Source organism: Mycolicibacterium austroafricanum, assembly GCF_000612725.1.
Lineage (GTDB): Bacteria > Actinomycetota > Actinomycetes > Mycobacteriales > Mycobacteriaceae > Mycobacterium > Mycobacterium austroafricanum.
In genome coordinates, this window is sequence record NZ_HG964450.1 from 700,228 (window position 1) to 720,443 (window position 20,216).

At 69.5% G+C, this 20,216-nt stretch carries 15 protein-coding genes; 5 read left to right on the forward strand and 10 right to left on the reverse strand.

From position 1 onward, the window contains the following. Positions 1-24: 24 nt before the first annotated feature. The 4 genes from BN976_RS03485 to BN976_RS03500 form a co-directional block, all read right to left on the reverse strand. The gene (locus BN976_RS03485; protein WP_036367929.1) at positions 25-1,530 is read right to left on the reverse strand and encodes a dynamin family protein; all 1,506 of its coding nucleotides are present in this window, start codon (positions 1,528-1,530) and stop codon (positions 25-27) included. A gap of 50 nt (positions 1,531-1,580) precedes the next feature. Continuing rightward, positions 1,581-3,389: an isoniazid-induced dynamin-like GTPase IniA gene (iniA, locus tag BN976_RS03490; RefSeq protein WP_036367931.1), complete on the reverse strand. Its 1,809-nt coding sequence runs from the start codon at positions 3,387-3,389 to the stop codon at positions 1,581-1,583. Positions 3,390-3,477: 88 nt separating this feature from the next. Then, a complete protein-coding gene (locus BN976_RS03495) occupies positions 3,478-4,503 on the reverse strand; it encodes an IniB N-terminal domain-containing protein (protein ID WP_036367934.1) in 1,026 nt (341 codons plus the stop codon). 264 nt (positions 4,504-4,767) lie between these two features. After that, the gene (locus BN976_RS03500; RefSeq protein ID WP_036367937.1) at positions 4,768-5,271 is read right to left on the reverse strand and encodes an Rv0340 family IniB-related protein; all 504 of its coding nucleotides are present in this window, start codon (positions 5,269-5,271) and stop codon (positions 4,768-4,770) included. 171 nt (positions 5,272-5,442) lie between these two features. Here BN976_RS03500 and BN976_RS03505 point away from each other — a divergent pair, with 171 nt between their 5' ends. From BN976_RS03505 to BN976_RS03520, 4 genes are all read left to right on the forward strand, one after another. Beyond that, positions 5,443-7,290 carry an Hsp70 family protein gene (locus BN976_RS03505; RefSeq protein WP_036367940.1) on the forward strand — a complete coding sequence of 616 codons (1,848 nt, stop codon included), beginning with the start codon at positions 5,443-5,445 and terminating at the stop codon, positions 7,288-7,290. A gap of 8 nt (positions 7,291-7,298) precedes the next feature. Continuing rightward, on the forward strand, positions 7,299-9,830 hold the full coding sequence (iniR, locus tag BN976_RS03510) for an isoniazid response ATPase/transcriptional regulator IniR (protein WP_036367941.1): 2,532 nt from the start codon (positions 7,299-7,301) through the stop codon (positions 9,828-9,830). Between the two features lie 140 nt (positions 9,831-9,970). Further along, entirely contained in the window at positions 9,971-13,024 is a 3,054-nt protein-coding gene (locus BN976_RS03515; RefSeq protein ID WP_036367944.1) for a (Fe-S)-binding protein, read from the forward strand. A gap of 98 nt (positions 13,025-13,122) precedes the next feature. After that, positions 13,123-14,403 carry a pyridoxal phosphate-dependent aminotransferase gene (locus tag BN976_RS03520; protein ID WP_036367947.1) on the forward strand — a complete coding sequence of 427 codons (1,281 nt, stop codon included), beginning with the start codon at positions 13,123-13,125 and terminating at the stop codon, positions 14,401-14,403. On the opposite strand, the gene BN976_RS03525 is transcribed toward BN976_RS03520, so the two are convergent. Next, positions 14,384-15,019 (reverse strand): DUF4304 domain-containing protein, encoded by a 636-nt coding sequence (locus BN976_RS03525; protein ID WP_235621957.1) that lies wholly within the window; start codon positions 15,017-15,019, stop codon positions 14,384-14,386. The genes BN976_RS03520 and BN976_RS03525 overlap by 20 nt on opposite strands. A gap of 89 nt (positions 15,020-15,108) precedes the next feature. On the opposite strand from BN976_RS03525, the gene BN976_RS03530 reads away from it, so the two are divergent. Continuing rightward, positions 15,109-16,344, forward strand: a complete 1,236-nt coding sequence (locus tag BN976_RS03530) for a YibE/F family protein (protein WP_036367952.1) — start codon at positions 15,109-15,111, stop codon at positions 16,342-16,344. Between the two features lie 217 nt (positions 16,345-16,561). Here the strand turns inward: BN976_RS03530 and rfbA are convergent, their stop codons facing one another. The 5 genes from rfbA to BN976_RS03555 are packed head-to-tail and all read right to left on the reverse strand — an operon-like array spanning position 16,562 to position 20,214. After that, complete coding sequence (gene rfbA, locus BN976_RS03535; RefSeq protein ID WP_036367955.1) at positions 16,562-17,425, reverse strand: glucose-1-phosphate thymidylyltransferase RfbA; 864 nt, start codon at positions 17,423-17,425, stop codon at positions 16,562-16,564. After that, positions 17,425-17,793 (reverse strand): nuclear transport factor 2 family protein, encoded by a 369-nt coding sequence (locus tag BN976_RS03540; RefSeq protein WP_036367957.1) that lies wholly within the window; start codon positions 17,791-17,793, stop codon positions 17,425-17,427. Before BN976_RS03540 ends, rfbA begins: the two co-directional genes overlap by 1 nt. Positions 17,794-17,810: 17 nt before the next feature. Continuing rightward, on the reverse strand, positions 17,811-18,557 hold the full coding sequence (locus BN976_RS03545; protein ID WP_036367960.1) for a maleylpyruvate isomerase N-terminal domain-containing protein: 747 nt from the start codon (positions 18,555-18,557) through the stop codon (positions 17,811-17,813). A 2-nt stretch (positions 18,558-18,559) separates the two neighbouring features. Further along, positions 18,560-19,891: a cytochrome P450 gene (locus tag BN976_RS03550; RefSeq protein ID WP_036367964.1), complete on the reverse strand. Its 1,332-nt coding sequence runs from the start codon at positions 19,889-19,891 to the stop codon at positions 18,560-18,562. After that, positions 19,891-20,214, reverse strand: coding sequence for a DUF1330 domain-containing protein (locus tag BN976_RS03555; protein WP_011777875.1), 324 nt, complete (start codon positions 20,212-20,214; stop codon positions 19,891-19,893). The genes BN976_RS03550 and BN976_RS03555 overlap by 1 nt, the downstream gene beginning before the upstream one ends. Between the last annotated feature and the right edge of the window lie 2 nt (positions 20,215-20,216).

Consider the following 20,216-nt stretch of genomic DNA (forward strand, 5'->3'; position numbering starts at 1 on the left):
ACATCGCTCGGCGGCACCGAAACGTTAGGCGCGCGCGTACTCCGCAACCAGCGCTTCCGCGCTGCGCACCGCCGCCCGGCAGGCCCGGGCGGTGAACGGGTCATTCAGCGGATGCTCAGCGCGCCGCCGCCACCGCTGGGCCGCGGCGAACGAGGCGCGCGGCCCGTCGCCGAGGGTGTCGGGCGTGAGCCCCAGCCGGCTGGCAGCGTCGGTGCCCGAGCCGCCGATGAGGCGCCGCAGCGACGCCATCTCATCGTCGTTGAGAGTGGTTGACCGGGAACGCAACTGGCTGAGCAGACGCAGCTCTTCGAACGCGTGGGTGTCGGCGAGCAACGGTTCGATGTCGGCGAGGATCCTGGGCGTGGCGTAGATCGGGTACCGCTGCACGAACTGGCGCAGCGACAGCAGCGCGGTGTGCGCCTTGAGCAGATCGGAGCGCTGGGCGAACTGCTGGTCGATCACCTCACGCAACGCCGGCAGACCGCTGCGTTCGAGCAGTTCGTCAGCCAGCGCCACCGAATCGCCCACCCCGGCGCGCAGCACCGCGATCGCGATCCTGATACCGAACATCCCGAACCGGTCCAGCAGCTCGGCGCGCACGCCGGGGCTGACGGGCAGCGCGTTGTCCTCGCTGTCCTCGCGCACGAAGCGGTCCACGGAGAGCATGGCCCTGGCCAGCTGAGCCGGCTCCATCTCGGAGAGCTTCTTCAGCGCCACGAACTCGCTCTGCCGCAGGGTGCGCGCGGTCAGCGCCAGCAGGCCCGACACCGGCACCACCGCCTGGCAGATGCCGGTGCGCTCCATCTCGTCGGTGAACCGTTGGGCGACGTCCCCGGCCGACATCATCGCGTCGATCCGGCCCGCCCCGATCTCGTCGGCCCGCGACGCCACCCCGATCACCCCGAGCGCGCCGGCCGAGCCGCCGACGAGCTGGCCGATCTGCTTGAGCAGCGCGATGTCGGCGGCGTTGAGGGTGCGCAGCAGGAACACCACGGCGTCGACGCGGGGTACGCCGTCCTCGGGCACCAGCAGCCGCAGGGTGCGGGCCGAGACGTCCCGCGACAGCGACGAGGTTCCAGGGGTGTCGATGATGGTCGCGTCGATCAGCTCGGCCGCCGGCCACTCCACGTCGAGGTCCACCACGTCGTCGGGATCGAGGCTGGCGAAGTCGAAGCTCAACCCCCGCTGCCCCGGGTCGGCCCGGTCTCGGATGATCGGGACGTTCGAGCGGCGTCCGCCCCGGTGGTTCGCGGTCACTCTGGGCGTCGGGCCGTGCCGGAACCAGGTGACGATGCGGGTCGCCTCGGTGGCGTCCGTCGGCGCGATCTCGTCCCCGACCAGCGCGTTGACCAGCGTCGATTTACCGGCCTTGAGCGTGCCGGCCAGGGCGATGCGCATCGGTTCGTTGAGTCGGCGCCCGATGCGCTCGAGCTCAGCGTGCAGGTCGGGCCGCTGACGGTAGGCAGGATCGCCCCGGTAGGCCGCGATGGTGCCGCCCAGGATCGCCCGCACTCGGTCGCTGGTGCTCAGATTTCACCGTCTCGTGTCGCTCGACTGATAACCGTTCGAGCTTAATGACGCTACGACGCCAACTTCTCGGTGTGGTCGAGGACCTGCCGCAGGACGTTGAGCTGACGTTCGAGCTCCTTGACCCGGGTGTTGCGTTCGGTCTCCTCCAGCTTCGCCGCGGCGAGGGTGGCCTGCAGCGACTCGTTGAGCGAGCGGGTGGTCTGGTTGGCGATCTCGCGGTAGTGGTCGCGCAGCTGGCGCTGAATCCCCTTGAGCCGGTCGCGGGACTCCTTGCCGACGACGAACGCCACGTCGTCGACGAACCGGCGGACATTGGCCTTGGCCTCGCTGCGCACCCGCAGCATCCGGTTCTCCATGTCCTCCTTGTAGGCCTTGCGCCCCAGCACGAAGCCCGCCCCCAGCGACAGCGGGTTGAACATGCCGAGACCGGCGAAGGAGGTGAGCATGCCGAACATCAGCACGCCGCCGTAGGAGCCGCGCATGCCGGTGACGACCTTGTGGCCGAACTTGAGTGGTTTGGCCTCCAGCTGGGCCAGTGACTTGAATTCGCCGAAATCGGCGCCCATTTCGCGGGCGTCGATGGCCGGCATCCGCACGGCGTCCAGCCCGGCCTCCCGGAACGTCCGGGCCACGTCGGCGGCGAGCGCCTCGGCCCGCTGGTAGGCCCACACGAAGTTGTCGCCGACGGCGGTGGCGACCGCGTCCTCGAGTTCGGCGCCGATCGCCGCCCAGTTCTGCGTCGGGTCGGAGCCGTCGATCACCTCTTCGGCGTGAAAGGTGATGTTGCGGAACCGATGTCGCAGATCGTGGTCGACGTCGGCGGTCAGGTCGGCGATGCCGTCGTTGAGGACCTGCTGCCACAGCGCGGTGTGCTGGAGCGCATCCTGGGCCTCCTGCTTGCGGCGTTCGAGGTCGGCGGTCAGCTGTTCGCGGGCGGTCGGGTCGTTGAGGGCCGAGAGCTCGGACTGCACCGACATCCTCAGGTGTTCCGCCGCAGAACGGATCTCGCCGACCACCTGGTCGCGGACCCGGCCGCGCTGGCTGGCGAGCACCTCCTCGGACAGGAACTTCACGATCGCCGGGAAGTTCGACTCCTCGTTGAGTTCCTTGTCGTTGAGCGCCACGGCGTGACTACGCAGCGTCGAGGACACCGGGATCAGCGGTGTGGTGACGCCGGCGCGCTGCAGGTGTGCCCGGTTGACGTCGACCACCTGCCGCCAATGTGGGTAGAGGTCGGTCTTGGTTGCGACGATCAGCGCGACCGGGCACACCTCCAGGGCCTGCCGGATGAATGTCATCTCGGGCTCGGTGAACTCCTGGCTGGTGTCACTGATCATCAGCATCGCGTCGGCGTCCGGCAACAACCCCAACGTCGCCGACAGGTGCGGCTGGCCGTGGCCTCCGACGCCTGGGGTGTCGACGAACGCCAGGCCGCCCTTGAGCAGCGGGCTGGGTGCGTTCACCTCGACCCGGAGCACCTCACGGCCATCGGCCTGCGGGGCGCGGCGCAGATCGTTGCGCAGGTCGGCGGTCGGGATCTCGACGAGTTCGGGCTCCTCGCCGCCGGGCCGGGCCACCACCAGCCGCGCCGACGCCTGCTCGCCGTAGGACACCACGGTGGGCAGCACGGTCGACTCGTCGTCTCCGACGCGCGCGACCGGCATGTTCAGCAGCGAATTGAGCAGCTGGCTCTTGCCCTGTTTGAGCTGGCCGGCGATCACCACCCGGATCTGGGGGTCCGCGAGCCGTGTCCTGGCCCGCGCCAGCCGGTCCGCCAGATCGCCGCGGTCCTGGGCCTGCGCGATCCTGCTGGCATGGTCGATCAGCTCGACGATCGCCGTGTTGGCCGGCTGTGTCATGGTGCCCCTCTTGTCGCGGCGTGGTTCAACGGTAAGCGCGAGGACCGGCGGGGACCGTCACGGTCCCCGCCGGTGTCGCGGTGGCGGATCAGAACGCGTCCAGCGCCGCCAGGGTGTCGTTGTTGGAGGCGACATCGGTATCGGTCTCGATGCCGGTGACGTTGTCCGAGAACAGGTCGGTGTTCGTCTCGTTGCCCGAGCCGATGTTGGACTCGTAGGTCGACGAGTTGTCCTCGACCGAGCTCTCCGTCGAGGTCGCGATGTCGGTGTCCACGGCGGTGTTCACGGAGTTGTCCTCGGAGTTGTCGCTGCCGTAGTCGCCGTCGATCTGGGTGCCGGTGTTGACGTCGTTGTCGGTGATGATGATGCCGCCACCGCTGCCGCCGTCACCGCCCGCCGCATTGCCGGATCCGATGCCGATCAGGCTGCCGCCGCCGTCGGCGCCGCCGCCGTTGCCGCCGCTGGTGTCGACGTCGTTGAGGACGGGTGCGTCGTTGTCGGTGATCAGGTCGTCGCCGGCGGTCTGGGAGTTGTCCTCGACCTCGTTGTCCTTGCCGACGACGACGTTGGACCCGGAGCCGGCGAGGATGTCGCCGTTGTTCATGGTGTTGCCGTCGCCGAGTGCGGCGCCGTCGCCGGTGACGATGTCGCCGTCGTTGTCGCCGTCGACCACGACGCCGCCGTCGGTGGCGGTGTTGCTGGTCTTGTCGCCGAAGGTGATATCGCCGAAGCCGAGGTTGAACGCACCGTTCTGGGCATTCGCGCCGGCGTCCTGGACCGGGCTGGCCACCGGCACGTTGTTGCCGCTGAGCAGATCGGTGTCGGTCTCGGGGGCGAACGTCGGGGCCCACGAGGTCTGCGGGGAGAACGGCGAGGCGAAGTTCGAGGCGAGCTGGTGATGATCGGCGACCGCGCGCTGCAGGCCGACGATCGGATCACCGCCGCCGAGTGCGTAACCGGCCGGGGCGGCCGTCGCGGCCACCGACGCCAGCTGCGCAGCGGTCACGTTCGGCAGGCCGGCGTCACGCAGCGCGCCGTCGGGATCCATGACGAACGACGCCGCCGACGCGGGGCTGCGGAACAGGTCGAGGATGAAGTCGATGAGGGTGTTCATGGCATTGCCTTTCTCGTTGGTTCGAGGTCCTTCGCCGGTCCATCCCGGCGATCTGGACACCACGTTATGGAGTTCACGGGACCCCGGAAACGGGGAAGAGTCCTATCCCCCAAGGGGGCTACCTAGGGCTTTCCATCACTAACCCTTAGGGGATTAGGGGTAGCGCGGGGTCGATCCCCCTGCAGGCCGCATCCGCACAGCTCAGACAGCAGAAAACCCGCATGGATCGCTCGATCCAAGCGGGTTGTCCAGGGCTGCCGACGATCAGTCGAACAGGTCGAACCCCGGCGCGTCGTCACCCAGGTCGACGTCGGCGGCCTGCTGCAGGAAGTCCTCGACCGGCTCGGTCTGCACGACCGGCACGTCATCGATCCCGGCCGGGAAATCGGCCGCCTGCGGTTCGTCCACCTGCACCGATGCCGGCACGTCGAACAGGTCGACCGTCTCGGCCACCCCGCCGTCGGTGTCGATGACGACCCGCTCGGGCAGTCCCTCCTCGGTCACGTCGAACGCGTCGAACGCCGCGGTCGCCGCGCCGCTGGCCCACACGTTGCCGACCGGCTCCGCGCCGAGGGCGTCCAGGCTGTGGGTGGGGGTCACCATCGTCAGCGACTCGGCCACGACCGGGATCAGGTTCTGAACATCGGTGCTGGTCACATCCATCAGATTCGCGTCCGCGAGGGCCTGCGCGGGGTCGGCGGCGTAGCGTGCCGCCGCGTCGGGATCACGCACCAGCGACATCACGAAATCCAGCAGTGCGTTGGCCATGCCTCGATGCTAGGCGCGGTGGCGGCGTCCGGGATCGGTGAATCGCCCAACTCCGCGAAACCGCCGTTAGGGGGTGGACCATTAGGGGATCACCGATATTAGGGGCAGATCCACGGTGATGACGCCGTCAGCCGCTAAGGTGGTCAACGGCCCAGACAGGAGAGAGCCCAAATGACCGAACCTCTCGGGTTGTCGATCGGGATGACGAACCTGGTCGCGGCCCGCGTCGGCCGACCACCGGTGACGCGTCGTTCCATCCTCAACGTCTACGCCGACCGCGCGCCCGAGGTGGGTGCGCCGGCCGAGATCCCCGGCTTCACCCAGCCGCGGGTCGTCCTGAACGGATTCGTCGAGCGCGTCGGCGATCCGGTTCCCCTCGTCGCCGCCGACGGCTCGGCGCATCGCGGCGAGCAGACCCTGGCACAGGCGCTCGACGCGATGGCGGCGCTGGTCGACGGCGGCGCGCCGGTCGCCGTCGCCGTGCCCGCACACTGGGGCCCCGGCACCGTCGGCGCGCTGCGTGGCGCGCTGCGCGCCGCACCGAGGCTCTCCCCCAACGGCGTTCCGCCCGCCCTGATCCCCGACGCGACCGCAGCACTGGCCGCGCTGCGGGTGACGCCCGGGCTGCCGAACCAGGGCGTGGTCGTGCTGGTCGATCTCGGCGGCAGCGGCTCGAGCATCACGCTGGCCGACGCCGGCTCGAGTGCCGCCACCATCGGACAGACCGTCCGCTACCCGGAGTTCTCGGGCGACGCCGTCGACCAGGCGCTGCTGGACCACGTGCTGGCCGGGGTCGCCGACGCCGGCACCGCCGACCCGGCAGCCACCGCGGGCACCGCGGCGGTGGGCCCGCTGTCACGCCTGCGTGACCAGTGCCGCGCGGCCAAGGAACGGCTTTCCGGGGAGACGGCCACCGCGGTACCCGTCGAACTGCCGGGCTTCAGCTCCGACATCCGGGTCACCCGACCCGAGCTGGAACAGCTGATCTCCGAACCGCTCACCGGCCTGCTGTCCGCGATCGACGACGTCCTGCAACGCAACGGCATCGCGTCAGGCGACGTCTCGGTGGTGGCCACCGTCGGCGGAGGTGCCGCGATTCCGCTTGTGACACAGCGACTTTCCGAACACCTGCGCGCACCGGTGGTCACCACTCCCGAGCCCGCGCTCAACGTGGCCGCCGGTGCGGCGTTGGTCGCCAACCAGAGCGTCGCCGCCGACGCGCCGACCGGAATGGCCCCCGCCGCGGATGCACCGACGGCGATGGGCCATGCGGCGTGGGCTGCGGGTGCGGCGGGTGTGGCCGCCACCGAGTCGGCAGGCGACGGGGCCTCGTCGGCGACGTTCCGTGCGCTGGCCTGGTCGCAGGACGACGACGCGGCCGGGGACCCGCTGCCCTACACCGGTGAGGACTACACGGTGGCGGGCGGCTACGCGGATTCCGGCACCGCCGCACGCCCGTCAATCGATTTCGCGGGCCAGGACGACACCTACACCGACGACCTCGCTCCGTTGCCCTGGTACAAGCGTCCCCCCGTCCTGTTCGGGGTCGCGGCCGCGGCCGCACTGCTCGCCGCGGGCGGCCTGGCGGTGACGTTGACCGGCTCACAGGGGGATTCGGGCACGGTCACCGAGACGGCGAGCGTCCCGAGTGAGACGCCGCCCGCCGAGTTGCCCCCGCCGGTGACCACGGTGACCGTGGGGGCCGACGGCATCGCCACCACCACCGTGAGCCAGCCGCCGCCTCCGCCCCCGCCGTCGTCGAGCACCACCACGCCGACCACCGCGTCGACGACCTCGCCGACCACGACGACGACCACCACAACTACGACGACGACCACCACGACGACGACGACACCCACCACGACCACCACCAAGACGACGACGCAGCCGACCACCACGGCGCCCCCGACCACGACGCAGCCTCCGCCGCCGACCACGACGGCCGCGCCGCCCCCGACCACCGACGATCCGCCCGACCCGATCACGACGACGGTGATCATCCCCGAAGACGGCGCCTGACCTCGGCGATGACGAGTCCGGCCGCGCCCCGGTTGTCGGATCTGCCACCGGCCGCCCGGGAGGCCGTCGCAGCCATCGAGGCCGACCCGCACACACCGGTCAAGCTCGTGGTCGCCGGTGGCGCGGGCAGCGGCAAGTCCACGGTGTTGGCTGCGGTCCGCGCCGCGCTGCGGGCGTCCGGGCGCCCGGTGCGGTCGCGGCCCCGCGGGGACGACGACGCCGGGGACGCCGTGACGGTCGTCGACGACGCCCACCTCCTCGACGACGCCGAGCTCGATCGGTTGACCGAACTGGCGGCCGACCCGTCGGCCGGTGTCGTGATCGCCACCGAACCGCTGGCGCATCACAGGCCGCTGCGCGAACTCGTCACCGCGCTGGAGCGCGAGCACCCGGCGGTGACGCTCGGACCGCTGCCACCGGTCGAGGTCAGCCGGATCGCAGCCGCCGCGCTCGGTGTGCCCGCGGCGCCCGAGCTGGTGCGCGCGGTGCTCTCGGCTACCGCCGGCCTGCCGTTCCTGCTGCGGCCCGCCCTCGCCGCGGCCGGTGAGGGGGCGGCGGCGACGCGGCAGGCCGCGCGATTCGGCCTGATCGAACGGCTCCGCGGCTGCGACGAACGCCTGCTCGACACCCTGGTGGTCTCGTCGCTGAGCTTCGACCTCGGTCCCGACGACGTCGCCGCCGCGCTGCGGCTGAGTTCGCAGGAGGCGCTGGCGGTCGTCGACCGGGCCCGTGCCAGCGGACTCATCGAACCGGCGCACCCCCAGGCGTTCCAGCGCACCCTGCACGAGGCCGTCGCGCAGGTTGTGGGTGCGGCGCGACACCACGACATCGAGGTCTCGGTTCTGCGGTCGCAGCTCGAATTGTCCACTCTCACAGCAGATCTGGCGTTGCGATTAGCCGAACACGGCCTGCGCGACGAACGACTCGCCACCGCATTGACCGAACTGGCCGGGCGTACCCGCGGGCATCCGGCCCGCACCGCACGGCTCTATCGGGCGGCGGCCGAAGCCGGTGCGAGCGCCCCCGGTGTCCGGCTCGCTGACGCGCTCGCCCTGACCGGTGACTGTGAGACGGCCGGGCGACTCGCCGACGATCTGCTGACCGCACCGGATCCGGCCGAGCGGGCGGCGGCGGTGCGGATCGCGGCCAGCGTCGCGCTGCACGACGGCGGCGCTGCGCAGGCCCATTCGCTGTTCGAGTGGTTGGGCCCGGTACCCGACCCGGTTCTGGGCGCGGCGGCCACCATCGCCGCGGTCGCCGCCGGAGACTCCGCCGCGGCGCGGTCCGCCGCTCAGACACCGGACCCGGGCCCGCCGACCTCGACGGCGCGGGCCGCGTCCGGTCTCGCCGCGGGGCTGGTGATGACACTCGATCAGCCGTACCCCGCCGCCGTCGCACGATTGAGCCGGGCCCTCGGCACCGATCTGGGCCAGGCCATGGTGTTGCCCGACACCCCGGCCGCGCTCGTGACGCTGGCGGCGCTGCACGGCGGAGACCCGGTCCGGGCCCGAAGCGTGGTCGGCCGCGCCGTGCACACCGACGGACAGCGCGAGGCCGAGGATGCGAGGTTCGTCACTCGACGGCACCGGCTTCTCCAGGGCTGGGCGTACATGCAGGACGGGCAGCTGCACGCCGCGAGCGCCGCGGTCCGGGCGGCCGGAGATCCGGGACGGCACCGCCGCGACGCGCTGTGGGCGGCGGCGCTGCAGACGGCCGTGGCGCGACGTGGCGGCGACAGCGGAGCCATGCAGAAGCACTGGTATTCGGCGGTGGAGGTGCTGGCGGAGTACTCGATCGACGTGTTCACCGTGCTGCCACTCGGGGAATTGTGGGTCGCCGCCGCCCGAATGCGGCAGGTCGAGCGACTGCGCCACACGCTCGACGAGGTGTTCGCGATGCTCGGCGCACTCGGCGATCCGGCCCTGTGGGCGGTACCGCTGCACTGGGCCGGGGTCCACGCCGGCATCCTGGCCAATTCGCCGGACTCGGTCGCCCCGCACGGTCAGGCCCTCACCGCAGCGGCGCCGCACTCGTCGTTCGCACGTGCACTGGCTGCGGCGGGCCGGACGTGGCTCAAAGTGCTGGCCAACCACGTCGATGCCGGCGAGGTGTCCGCAGCGGCGCGCGGGCTCGCGCAGTACGGCCACACCTGGGACGCGACCCGCCTGGCCGGCCAGGCCGCGCTACAGACCACCGACCCGCGGGTGTCGCAGGCGATGCTGCAACTCGCCCGCGACCTGAAAGACGCCGTGGCCGGAGACGCACCGGCCGACCTGCCCGACGGCGCCCCGCCCTCGGCCGCAGCGCCGGCCGGCCCGTCGGCGCGCCCCACCGCGGCACACCTGTCCGACCGGGAACGGGAGGTGGCCGAATTGCTTCTGCAGGGCCTGCCCTACCGCGACATCGGCGCCCAACTGTTCATTTCGGCGAAGACCGTCGAGCATCACGTCGCCAGGATTCGCCGCCGTCTGGGCGCCGAATCGCGCTCCGAATTGCTGTCGATGTTGCGCGCGCTGACGGATGCCGGGGCGCGCACCTGACCCACCCGACCACGAGTTAGGTCAGCCTTTGTAGCGGCGTTTCCCGGGCGGATGTAACTATGAGCAGGCACCGAGCTAAAGTTACTGGCCAGTAACATACTGTTGGTTACCCACGGGTAACAAGAAATCCGGAGGCCCGCGTGGATACGCAGATGTTGATCAGGATCATCGTCGGGGTCCTGATGATCGCCGTCGTCGGCGTCTTCGCCGTCAAACGCGTCCTGTGGCTGACCACGCTGATCCGGTCCGGCCAGCCCATGAGCGAGGGCAACAACCGCAAAGACCACCTCAAGAAGCGCATCACCACGCAATTCGAAGAGGTCTTCGGGCAAACCCGGCTGCTGCGCTGGTCCATCCCCGGCATCGCACACTTCTTCACCATGTGGGGCTTCTTCGTACTGGCCACGGTGTACCTCGAGGCGTTCGGCCTGCTCGTCGACCACGACTTCCACATCCCGCTGATCGGCCGATGGGACGCGCTCGGCTTCCTGCAGGACTTCTTCGCCGTCGCGGTGCTGCTCGGCATCATCACGTTCGCGATCATCCGCATCGTCCGCGAGCCGAAGAAGCACGGCCGCGACTCCCGCTTCTACGGTTCGCACACCGGCGGCGCCTGGCTGATCCTGTTCATGATCTTCAACGTCATCTGGACCTACGCACTGGTCCGCGGCGCGGCCGCCGTCGTCGGCAACCTGCCCTACGGCAACGGTGCGTTCTTCTCGCAGTTCATGGGCTGGATCATGCGTCCGCTCGGGCACACCGCCAACGAGTGGATCGAGACGTTCGCACTGCTGGCCCACATCGCGATCATGTTGGTGTTCCTGCTGATCGTGCTGCACTCCAAGCATCTGCACATCGGCCTGGCGCCGATCAACGTCACGTTCAAGCGCCTGCCCAACGCGCTGGGCCCGCTGCTGCCCGTCGAGTACAAGGGCGAGCTGGTCGACTTCGAGGATCCCGCCGAGGACGCCGTGCTCGGCCGCGGCAAGATCGAGGACTTCACCTGGAAGGCCTACCTCGACATGACCACGTGTACCGAGTGTGGGCGCTGCCAGTCGCAGTGCCCGGCCTGGAACACCGGTAAGCCGCTGTCGCCGAAGCTCGTGATCATGAACCTGCGCGACCACCTGTTCGCGAAGGCGCCCTACATCCTCGGCGACAAGGAGAGCCCGCTGGAGAACACGCCCGAGGGCGGCCTCGGCGAAGAGCTCCGCGGTGAGAAACACAGCGAGAAGCACTCCCACGAGCACGTGCCCGAGTCCGGTTTCGAGCGCATCATGGGTTCGGGTCCGGAGCAGGCGACCCGCCCGCTGGTCGGCACCCTCGAGCAGGGCGGCGTGATCGACCCCGACGTGCTGTGGTCGTGCACCACCTGTGGTGCCTGCGTCGAGCAGTGCCCGGTGGATATCGAGCACATCGATCATATTGTCGACATGCGCCGCTACCAGGTGATGATGGAGTCCGAGTTCCCCGGTGAGCTCGGGGTGCTGTTCAAGAACCTGGAGAGCAAGGGCAACCCCTGGGGCCAGAACGCCAAGGACCGCACCAACTGGATCGACGAGGTCGACTTCGACGTCCCGGTCTACGGCAAGGACGTGGAGTCGTTCGACGGCTTCGAGTACCTGTTCTGGGTCGGTTGCGCCGGCGCCTACGAGGATCGCGCGAAGAAGACCACCAAGGCCGTCGCCGAGCTGCTCGCCGCGGCCGGCGTCAAGTACCTGGTTCTCGGCGAGGGCGAGACCTGCAACGGTGACTCGGCCCGCCGCTCCGGCAACGAGTTCCTGTTCCAGCAGCTGGCCGCGCAGAACGTCGAGACGCTGGGCGAGCTGTTCGAGGGCGTCGAGCGGGTGGACCGCAAGGTCGTCGTCACCTGCCCGCACTGCTTCAACACCCTGGGCCGCGAGTACCCGCAGCTCGGCGGCAACTACACGGTGCTGCACCACACCCAGCTGCTGAACCGGCTGGTCCGCGACAAGAAGCTGGTCCCGGTGAAGTCGACGGACAACGGCAAGGACATCACCTATCACGACCCGTGTTACCTGGGTCGGCACAACAAGGAGTACTCGGCACCGCGTGAGCTGATCGGGGCGTCGGGCGCGACGCTCACCGAGATGCCCCGGCACGCCGACCGCGGCCTGTGCTGCGGCGCCGGCGGTGCGCGGATGTGGATGGAAGAGCACATCGGTAAGCGCGTCAACACCGAGCGCACCGAGGAGGCCATCGACACCGGCGCCTCGGCCATCGCCACCGGCTGCCCGTTCTGCCGCGTGATGATGACCGACGGTGTCGACGACGTGTCCGCAACCCGGGATATCGAGAAGGTCGAGGTGCTCGACGTCGCGCAGCTGCTGCTCGGCTCGCTGGACCAGAGCTCCTTCACGCTGCCCGAAAAGGGCACGGCGGCAAAGGAAGCCGAGGAGCGCGCGGCCCGGGTCGCGGCGCAGGCTCCTGCCAAGGTGGAGGAGCCGGCCATCGAGACCAAGACCGAAGCCAAGACCGCCGCCGAACCTGCCGAGGCGGCGAAGTCCACCGCTGCGGCCGACACCGAGTCCAAGCCCGTGACGGGGCTCGGACTGGCAGGCGGGGCGAAGCGGCCCGGCGCCAAGAAGCCCGCCGCGGCCGAACCGGCCGAGGACAAACCGGCACCGGCGCCCGCGAAGGGCCTCGGCATCGCCGGCGGCGCCAAGCGGCCCGGCGCGAAGAAGGCAGCCCCGGCGGCGGAGAGCACCACTGCCGCCCCGGCGGAGAGCACCTCCGCGGCTGAACCGGCCAAGACCGAGCCGGAGGTCAAGGGTCTCGGCATCGCGGGCGGCGCGAAGCGCCCCGGTGCCAAGAAGCAGGCCGCTCCGGCCGCCGCCGCACCCGCGGCGACGCCGGCGCCGGAAGCTCCTGCCGAGCCCGAGGCCGCTGCTGGGGCACCGGCCAAGCCGGAGCCCGAGGTCAAGGGCCTGGGTATCGCTGCAGGTGCGCGCAGGCCGGGTGCAAAGAAAGCACCCGCCGCCCCGGCGGCGGAGACCACCTCAGCCCCAGCGGAGAGCACCCCCGCGCCTGCGGCCACGCCCGAACCCTCGTCCGCGCCCGAGGCGCCGTCATCGAGCGGTCCGGACAACGGCGAGACCCGCGTCGTCGGTGATGAACCGCCGGTGAAGGGTCTGGGCATCGCCAAGGGTGCCCGCCGCCCCGGCAAGCGGTAAATCAGTCGCATCGAGAGTGCGTCCAGGGTCGTTGCGGTCGCCCGTCAACGACCCTGGGCGCACTCTCGATTCATATTTCGCTGGACGACGGTGCGATCATGAGTGTTGTGAGTACCCATCAGGCGCATTGGCACACCGGAAGTGGCCAGCATGCGCGCCAGCGTGAGTTCACGCAGTCGAGCAAGCTGCAGGACGTCCTGTACGAGATCCGCGGCCCCATCCACGAACACGCCTCCCGCCTGGAGGCCGAGGGCCACCGCATCTTCAAGCTCAACATCGGCAACCCCGCGCCGTTCGGCTTCGAGGCGCCCGACGTGATCATGCGCGACATCATCGCGGCACTGCCCTACGCGCAGGGGTACTCGGATTCCAAGGGCATCGTCAGCGCGCGACGCGCCGTGTTCACCCGGTACGAACTCGTCGAGGGATTCCCCAAGTTCGACATCGACGACGTCTTCCTCGGCAACGGTGTCTCCGAGCTCATCACGATGACGCTGCAGGCGCTGCTCGACAACGGTGACCAGGTGCTCATCCCGGCCCCGGACTACCCGCTGTGGACCGCGTCGACCGCGCTGGCCGGCGGCACGCCGGTGCACTACCTGTGCGACGAGACTCAGGGCTGGAACCCCGACATCGCGGACCTGGAATCGAAGATCACCGAGCGCACCAAGGCGCTGGTGGTGATCAACCCGAACAATCCGACCGGCGCGGTGTACAGCCGCGAGACCCTCGAGCAGATGGTCGAACTCGCGCGCAAGCATCAGCTGCTGCTGCTGGCCGACGAGATCTACGACAAGATCCTCTACGACGACGCCAAGCACATCAGCCTGGCCACGCTGGCCCCGGATCTGCTCACCCTCACGTTCAACGGGTTGTCCAAGGCCTATCGCGTCGCGGGTTACCGCTCCGGCTGGCTGGTGATCACCGGCCCCAAGGAGCACGCCGCCAGTTTCATCGAGGGCATCAACCTGCTGGCCAATATGCGGCTGTGCCCGAATGTGCCTGCCCAGCATGCGATTCAGGTGGCTCTGGGCGGTCACCAGAGCATCGACGATCTGGTGCTGCCGGGTGGCCGACTGCTCGAGCAGCGTGACGTCGCCTGGGAGAAGCTCAACGAGATTCCCGGGGTGTCCTGCGTCAAGCCCAAGGGTGCGCTGTACGCGTTCCCGCGGCTGGACCCGGAGGTCTACGACGTCGAGGACGACGAGCAACTCGTACTCGACCTGCTGCTGCAGGAGAAGATCCTGCTCACCCAGGGCACCGGATTCAACTGGCCCACACCGGATCACCTCCGCATCGTGACCCTGCCGTGGGCGCGCGACCTGGCCGCCGCCATCGAACGGCTCGGCAACTTCCTGGTCAGCTACCGACAGCAATGAGCAGGCCGCGCGCAGACAGTGCCGACGCGCGCGAGCCGACCGCATCGCTGATCCGGCTGCTGAAGATCGACCATCGCTCCTGGCGCCCGAAGGTCCGGTGCAGCAGCGCGACGTAGCGAGTCAAGGTGTCCATGTCACCCGTCGCCGCGAGGTAGCAGCACGTGGTCTCATACGCGATCAGCAGGTTGTTTCCGACGGCGTACTCGACCAAATGCCTTGTTGTCTCCATCGTTTCGATCGCCGACAGCGTGCGGCCGAGATCCGCGCATACCCCGTCGGCGAATGCCACCATGTCCGTGTTGCGGTCGAACCCCAGTTCGTAGGGCGCCCCCGGCGCCAGAGACTCCCAGCGGCGATCCAGCAGAAAGCTCTCCGGCGGGTGCAGTTGATGCTCATGCCCGGGGCAGGCCGCGTCGACTTCCGCCGAACCCACCCCGACGTTGACGAAGAACCCGTGCCACGGCGTCACCCCGTTGTGCCAGTTGTTCTGAAAATTGATCCTGTCGCGGAGCGGGCCTCGGTGGCGGTCGAAGTCGTTGCCCAACCTCTCAAACCCCCGTTCCGCCAGGAACGCGTCGACCGCCCCGGACAGCATCGCCTCAAACGATCGTCTCAACCGCGCTCGCTCGACTTCCCTTTTGATCATTGACTCAGGCTAAAGCCGGCCACCGAGTCGTCCCCGCGGCAATTTCCTAGGCTGTCCGGGTGACGCACACGCACTCGCACTCCCATTCGCTGCACGGCCCGTCACCGCTGGGACCGCTGGCGGCCAGGATCGTGGTGGGTCTGCTCATCGCGATCGGGGTCGCGACGCTGATCGGCGGCGCCCTGCTGTGGCCCAGCGGGGAGAAGGCCGACATCCCGCTGCCGTTCCAGAACGCCGCGGGTGGCGCGGTGACCACCGAGGCCGGGCACGTACTGTCCAGCAGCGCGGCGGTGTGCGGGAGCCCGTCGGTGGGCGCGGTGCTGACGTCGGCGCCGATACCCGCCGAGGGTGAGGGGGCCGCCTGTGTGCAGGCACTGGTGGCCATCGACTCCGGCCCGAATCAGGGCGCCAACACGCTGCTGGAGTTCAGCGGCGGTCCGGGCCAGCCGAGCCTGGCCGTGGGTGACGACGTCCGGGTGAGCCGGCAGGTCGACGACGTCGGGTCCACCACCTACGCGTTTTACGACTTCGAGCGCACCTGGCCGCTGACGGTGTTGGCGGCGGTGTTCGCGATCGTCATCGTCGCGGTCGCCCGGTGGCGGGGGTTGCGTGCGCTGGTCGGCATCGTGATCGCGTTCGGTGTGCTCGTGGTGTTCCTACTGCCCGCACTGCGCGACGGCGCCCCGGCGGTTCCGGTGGCGCTGGTGGCCTCGGCCGCGATTCTGTACGCGGTGATCTACCTGGCGCACGGGGTCAGCCTGCGCACCAGCGCCGCCCTGCTCGGGACGCTGGCCTCGCTGTTGCTGGCCGCCGTGTTGTCTTGGGCGGCAATCGAATCGGCACATTTGACCGGGCTGTCCGAAGACCAGAACAACACCGTGGCGGCATACCTGGGCAATGTGTCGATCACCGGTCTGCTGTTGGCGGGGTTCATCATCGGGTCGCTGGGTGTGCTCAACGACGTGACCGTGACGCAGGCGTCGACGGCGTTCGAACTGGCCGCGCTCGGCGACGGCGCCTCACGCCGGGCGGTCTTCGTCGGCGCGATGCGGGTCGGCCGCGACCACATCGCCTCCACGGTCTACACGCTGGTGCTCGCCTACGCGGGCAGCGCACTGCCGCTGCTGCTGCTGTTCAGCGTCGCGAACCGCTCCCTCGGTGACGTCCTGACCAGCGAAAGCGTGGCCATCGAGATCGCGCGCTCGGCGGTCGGCGGAATCGCGCTGGCGTTGTCGGTGCCGCTGACCACCGGCATCGCGGCGATGCTGGCGACACCGCGGCGCGCCGCCCGCTGACTCAGGCGGTGTCGATGGCGCGATCGACGTTCAACGACGAGACGTGCCGACTCCATACTGTCGCGCTGGGCACAGTTGACGACACGGGTTCCGTCGGGCTCCGATGGAGGCTCGCTGAGAGCCAGCCACGGCCTTTCACGCGCGTGCGCGGCCCATCACCGTTGCGTCAGGGAACATCACGCGCGAAACCCGTTGTCCACCAGTTGCATACGAACGGCTACCGCTGCAGCAACTCCAGCAGGTACGCCCCGTAACCGGACTTGAGCAGGGTTTTTGCCCGCGCCTCCAGCGCGTCGTCGTCGATGAAACCTACCCGCCACGCCACCTCTTCGGGCATGCTGATCTTGAGTCCCTGCCTGCGCTCTATGGTCCTGACGAAGTCGGCGGCGTCCAGCAGGGAGTCGAACGTACCGGTGTCCAGCCATGCCGTTCCCCTGGCCAGCACTTCGACGCTGAGCCGGCCCTGGTTCAGGTAGGTCTGGTTGACCTCGGTGATCTCGTATTCACCGCGGGCCGATTTCCGCAGCCCGCGGGCGATCTCGATGACGTCGTTGTCGTAGAAGTACAGCCCCGGCACCGCATAATGCGATTTCGGGGTCGCCGGCTTCTCCTCCAGCGACAGCGCCGTGCCGTCCTCGGCGAACTCGACCACGCCGTAGGCTGACGGGTTGGCCACCCAGTATGCGAATATCGCTCCGCCACTGACGTTCTGAAAGCGCTGCAGGCTGGTTCCCAGGCCGGGGCCGTAGAAGATGTTGTCTCCCAACACCAGTGCCACCGAGTCGGTGCCAATGTGCGATGCCCCGATCACGAACGCCTGCGCGAGGCCGTCCGGCTCGTCCTGAACCGCATAGCTCAGGTTGACGCCGAAATCCGATCCGTCGCCCAGCAGCCGACGAAAGTCCGCGGCGTCGTGCGCCGTGGTGATCACCAGGATGTCGCGGATGCCCGCCATCATCAGCGTGGACAGCGGGTAGTAGACCAGCGGTTTGTCGTATACCGGCACCAGCTGTTTGCTGATGCCCAGGGTGATCGGGTACAGCCGGGTGCCCGATCCGCCGGCCAGGATGATGCCGCGCATCAGCCGGTGAGATCCGCTTCGGTCAGTTCGGTCGCCGCGAGCGCAGCGGCGAGATCGGGATGCCGGAACACCGACGTGATGTGGTCGTGCACCACCCGGAAGGCCGAAGCCTCCGTGCCGGTCTCCCCGGTCACCGAGATCGTCTGCTGCTCGACGACCACCACACCGTCGTGGACGTACATCCGACCCGGCTCGATCTTGACGTCGAGCGCCTGCGCCCACTCCCGCAGGGCGGCATGCCCCTGGCCCGCGCCGCCGGCGTCGCCGATCTCGATGTCGTCGCTGGAGAGCTCCAGCAGGGTGTCGAGGTCGGCGGCATTGAGCGCGTCGTGCCAGGCGAGGACGGTGGCCAGTTCCGAAGTGGTCATGTCGCGAAGGTACCTACTCAGAACGGGGTGCGCTCCAGCCACCCGTCCCAGACGGCGGCATCCCCGAGCATCTCAAGCCCGGCGTCGGCGGCGGTCTTGCGCCGCACCGCCGCCAGCAGGAGCCCGGTGACCGGTCCGCGCAGCGCCACGCTGCTCTTGCTGTGGCTGTGCGACCAGGACAGCCCGTCCTCGTCGTGTGCGATGGTCCACTCCCCCGTCGGGCCCAGTTTCTCCTCGCTGGCGTGCAGATGGATGGATTGCCCACGGTCCAGGGCCGGGGGGTGCCGTCTGTCGACGGTGGCCAGTTCGATCCACTCGCTGAGACAGTCGGCGGCGAAATCGGCGGGCAGCTCGAAGTCCGCCCCCAGCGCCAGCGCGGCGTCGGCGCGGTGCACGGCCGTCTCGTGCACGCGTCTGCGGATCCACCAGCCCGCCGGCCTGGGGCCCACAAACGTCCACACCCGCGCATCGGCGCCGACGTGGTCGACGGCGTCGATGACCATCTGGGCGCCGCGCTGGAACCACTCGATTGCGGCGTCGTGGTCGTCGGGCGGTTTGCCGTCGCGCACCTCGCGCGGATCCAGTGGTTGGTTGCGTCGCTCGCTGATGATCTGGGCGGCCCAACGGTTTCCGCGCCCCACGTGGCGGTAGAGCTGTTTGAGCGTCCACTCCCCACACGTGGGCACCGGGGTCGCCGGGTCTGCCGGTCGGATCAGGTCACCGAAGGCTCGAGTCTGCTCGAGCAAGGCTGCTCGGAAGTCCACCTCTACGAACCTAGCGCGGCGCGCGCGGTTCCAAGTGTGATCGGCAAGGTTGACCACCCTCTCAGCACCCTGGTGTCGCGGCGGCTGCCCTGACCGGCCAGCCGGGCATCCGGGTAGCGCTCGAAGAAGGTCCGCAGTCCGACCTCGCCCTCGGCCCGGGCCAGCGCCGCGCCCAGGCAGAAGTGCCTGCCGCCCGAGAACGACAGGTGCCGTCCGGCGTTGTCGCGTTCGATGTCGAACCGGTGCGGGTCGGTGAACACCTCCGGGTCCCGGTTGGCGCCGGCGAGGTGGAGGATGACGAGCTCACCGCGCTTGATCTCGGTCCCGCCGATGGTGACGTCCCTGCGGGCGAAGCGGGCGCTCATCTGCACGGGCGAGTCGAGCCTCAGGATCTCCTCGACCGCGTTGGGCCACAGCTCGGGGCGGGCCGCCAGCGTCTCCAGATGCCCGGGCGTCTCCAGCAGCATCCGGATACCGTTGCCCAGCAGGTTCACCGTGGTCTCGAAGCCGGCGGCCAGCACCAGCCCCGCGGTGGCCTGCAGCTCGCGATCGGTCAGCCGGCTGTCTTCGTCGGCGGCCTGACTGGCCTGCATCAGCTGGCTCATCAGGTCGTCGCCCGGATTGCGGCGCAGCTCGTCGAGATGGCCGCCGAGCCATTCGTTGAATCCGACGAGGCCCTCGTGCACCTGGGTGTACTGCCGCCAGGACAGTCCGATGTCGAGGCTGGGCGCGCCGAGCTCACCGAAGTGCAGGATGTGCTGGCGGTCGCGTTCGGGGACGCCGAGGATGTCGCTGATCACCGCGACCGGCAACTGCGAGCAGTACCGCTCGACGATGTCCACCACCCCGGATTCGCGTTCCAGGTCGTCGAGGAGGTCGTTGGCGGTCTGCTGGACCCGCTCGCGCAGCGCCGCCACGGCCCGCGTGGTGAACACCGAGGACACCAGCTTGCGGCACCGGGTGTGGTCGGGCGGTTCGATGGACAGCAGCGACGGCGGCTCGATCGGATGCAGCAGGCCCGGATGGGTCTTGCGGTTGATCCACTGCAGCGGTTTGGGCAGACCCGCACCGAGCGAGGACACCCGGAAATCGTCGGAGCGCAGGATCTCGTTGACCGCCCGGTGGTCGACGCTCATCAGCACCGCCCGGCACCGGATCACCGGCCCGCGACCGCGCAGTTCGTCGGCGAACGCGGCGGGGTCGGCGCGCACTGCGGGATCGGCGATCAGCCGGGCCTGCGGGTCCTCTCCGCGACGGACGGCGACCTTGGACAAGCCGCGAATGACGCCGTGCAGGGCCAGCCACCGGATGCGCTGCTGCAGATCGGCCGCCATCAGTTCAGCTTAAGCAGGGGCCGCAGATCATCCAAGCGGTCGAACAGGTGCCAGATGTAGGACGACGACCCGTTCTCGCGGTGGGCGTGCAGGTCGGCCAGCTCGGGGTCGTCGCGATAGCTGTCGAAGGCCTCCCTGGACTCCCACTCGACGAGGATCAGCACCGTGCGGGGTGCGATGTCGCCGGTGACGGACTCCTGGAACCGGCCGAGCGCGACGACGCGTCCGCCGTGCTTGGCGACCTCGGCCGGCGAACGTTTCGAGTAGGCCAGGTATTCGTCGCGGTCGGCGATGTCGAACAGGTTCAGCGCGTAGACAGCCATGC